Below are 2,690 nucleotides of genomic sequence, written 5' to 3'. Positions count from 1 at the left end.
CCGCCGCCGGCGCGTGAGCCGGTGTTCAACCTGCCGCCGATCGTGCTGGCGGTGATCGGCATCTGCGCGATCGTCTATCTGCTGCAGCAATATGTGCTGAACGACGCCCAGCAAATGACGCTGCTCTATGACGGGGCGTTCATTCCGGTCCTCTATACCGGCCAATACGGCTTCGACTGGTTCCTTTTCACCCGGCCTTTCACTTACGCTTTCATGCATGGCGGCTTTGCCCATATCGCCATCAATATGGTCTGGCTCGCCGCCTTTGGCTCGCCGCTGGCCAATCGTCTCGGCGCGCTCCGGTTCGCATTGTTCTTTGCCGCCACCGGACTGGCTTCGGTGGCGCTCTTCTGGGCCATGCATCCATACGGAGAAGCGCCGCTGGTCGGCGCATCGGGCGCCATATCGGGCATGATGGGGGCCGCGGCGCGCTTTGGCTTCCACACCGACCGCTCGGCCGGCAAGGCTGCTTTCGCCGGCCCGGTGCTGCCGGTCGCGATCGTGTTGCGCTCGCGCGGCGTCGTCATTTTCCTGGCCATGTGGATGATCATCAATCTCGCCACCGGCCTTCTCGGTTTCGCGCCGGGCGTGGACGGCCAGATCGCCTGGGAGGCCCATATAGGCGGCTTTGTCGCGGGCTTCTTCGGCCTGCGCTGGTTCGACAGGGGATGGCAAGCGCCTGAATGGGAAGCGCCCGACCACACTTGAAATGCAACCCATCACGGCGCACGATGTTCACTCTTATGCGAAAACCGGTCAGGTCAGGAACCGGTTGGCAAAGTAGAGGAGGACGCCATGACAGTTAAGGCAATTCTCGAGAGCAAGGGCCATGACGTGCTGACGCTCGGGCCCAACGAAAAACTCAGCGAAGCCATTCGCATCCTGACTGAACACAAGATCGGCGCACTGGTCATCACCAATGGCGATCGCAAGATCGTCGGCATCCTCTCCGAGCGCGACATCGTGCGGGTGATCGCCAAGGAAGGAGCCGCCGCGCTCGACATCGCGGTGCGCTCGGCCATGACGCCGAAGGTGAAGATCTGCAATGAGAACCACACCGTCAACGAGGTGATGGAGATCATGACCCGGGGCCGCTTCCGCCATCTGCCGGTGGAAAAGGACGGCCTGCTGGATGGCATCGTATCCATCGGCGACGTGGTCAAGCGCCGCATCGAGGACGTCGAGCGGGAGGCCGAGGAAATACGCGCCTACATCGCCACCGCCTGAACTGTGAAAGAAGCCGCCGGCCGGAGGGCCGACCGGCGGAACCCTGGTCTATCTGTTGTCGAGTTCGGAGCGGACGAGTGCGAGCCCGCGCCTTGTGATGCGGTAGGGCCCGCCGCCCGACGACGAAACCGCCTTCTTGCGTTTCAATTTTCGAAACAGGTCGAGATCGACGTCAGGATAATGCCAGCCGTCGCGGGTCAGGCATTTGACGGAAGCGATCCTTTTCTTGTCGTTCTTTTCGATTTCAATGCGTCCGCCCTGCGCGAGCAGGTGCAGGATGCGCTGTTCAGTACGCGAAATATCCATGTGAAGAGTTTCCGGGAAAACGAAAAATGCCGCCGCCGCGAAGCTTCGCGGCACGGGGTTTCAGGTTTTCTGCCCTGCCTCATCGAGAGGTCAGGGCCTTACCGGGACTGAGCGTAAGTGGACATCCACTCTCCATTGGGATGAGCGTCCTATAGGCGAAAATGGCTGGGAAGGCCAGACCGAGGCTTTGCGCTTGTCTCTTCTGGCAGTTTGCACTAGCGAAGCGGGTACGATTTGTACCTGCTGAATGTGCAGCGCATTCGGCAATCATCCGGAATTTGACGGCAGGCCATGAGCATCATCGATACCCGTACACCCGACGCAAAACGCCTGATATCAGGTGCCACCGGCGACTGGGAGATCATTATCGGCCTTGAGGTTCACGCTCAGGTCATCTCGGAGGCAAAGCTCTTCTCCGGCGCCTCGACCGCATTCGGGGCTGCGCCCAATGCCAATGTCAGCCTAGTCGATGCGGCAATGCCCGGCATGCTGCCCGTCATCAACGAGGAATGCGTCAAGCAGGCGATCCGCACCGGCCTGGGCCTGAAGGCGGCGATCAACCACAAGTCGGTCTTCGACCGGAAGAATTATTTCTATCCGGACCTGCCGCAGGGCTACCAGATCTCGCAGTTCAAACAGCCGATCGTCGGCGAGGGCACGGTGATCGTTTCCGTCGGTCCCGACCGCCAGGGCGAGTTCGAGGACATCGAGGTTGGCATCGAGCGCCTGCACCTGGAGCAGGATGCCGGCAAGTCGATCCACGACCAGCACCCGACCATGTCCTATGTCGACCTCAACCGCTCCGGCGTGGCGCTGATGGAGATCGTGTCGAAACCCGACCTGCGCTCCGGCGACGAGGCCAAGGCCTATGTGACCAAGCTGCGCACCATCATGCGCTATCTCGGCACCTGCGACGGCAACATGGACGAAGGCTCGCTGCGTGCCGACGTCAACGTCTCGGTGCGCCGGCCAGGGGGCGAATTCGGCACCCGCTGCGAAATCAAGAACATGAATTCGATCCGCTTCATCGGCCAGGCCATCGACTACGAGGCGCGCCGGCAGATCGCTATCCTCGAGGACGGCGGCAAGATCGATCAGGAAACGCGGCTGTTCGATGCCGTCAAGGGCGAGACGCGCTCGATGCGCTCCAAGGAAGA

4 protein-coding genes are annotated in these 2,690 nt (G+C 61.4%); 3 read left to right on the top strand and 1 reads right to left on the bottom strand.

Annotated features, from left to right (window positions below):
- A partial coding sequence (locus EOA36_RS32945; protein ID WP_145969441.1) for a rhomboid family intramembrane serine protease occupies positions 1-708 on the top strand: 708 nt, incomplete at its 5' end.
- Between the two features lie 87 nt (positions 709-795).
- Entirely contained in the window at positions 796-1,227 is a 432-nt protein-coding gene (locus tag EOA36_RS32940; RefSeq protein WP_127280953.1) for a CBS domain-containing protein, read from the top strand.
- Positions 1,228-1,275: 48 nt separating this feature from the next.
- Here EOA36_RS32940 and EOA36_RS32935 read toward each other — a convergent pair whose 3' ends face one another.
- Entirely contained in the window at positions 1,276-1,533 is a 258-nt protein-coding gene (locus tag EOA36_RS32935) for a YjhX family toxin (RefSeq protein ID WP_127280952.1), read from the bottom strand.
- A gap of 291 nt (positions 1,534-1,824) precedes the next feature.
- Between EOA36_RS32935 and gatB the strand changes: the two genes are divergently transcribed.
- A partial coding sequence (gene gatB / locus EOA36_RS32925; protein WP_127280951.1) for an Asp-tRNA(Asn)/Glu-tRNA(Gln) amidotransferase subunit GatB occupies positions 1,825-2,690 on the top strand: 866 nt, incomplete at its 3' end.

The organism is Mesorhizobium sp. M8A.F.Ca.ET.021.01.1.1 (genome assembly GCF_003998025.1).
In the GTDB taxonomy this organism is placed as follows: domain Bacteria; phylum Pseudomonadota; class Alphaproteobacteria; order Rhizobiales; family Rhizobiaceae; genus Mesorhizobium.
Note: the sequence above shows the minus strand (reverse complement) of the source record. Positions and strands in the feature narration are given on the sequence as shown.

Coding starts and splice junctions, on each gene's coding strand:
- EOA36_RS32935 (WP_127280952.1), bottom strand. CDS start 1,533: ATGGATATTTCGCGTACTGAACAGCGCATCCTGCACCTGCTCGCGCAG.
- EOA36_RS32940 (WP_127280953.1), top strand. CDS start 796: ATGACAGTTAAGGCAATTCTCGAGAGCAAGGGCCATGACGTGCTGACG.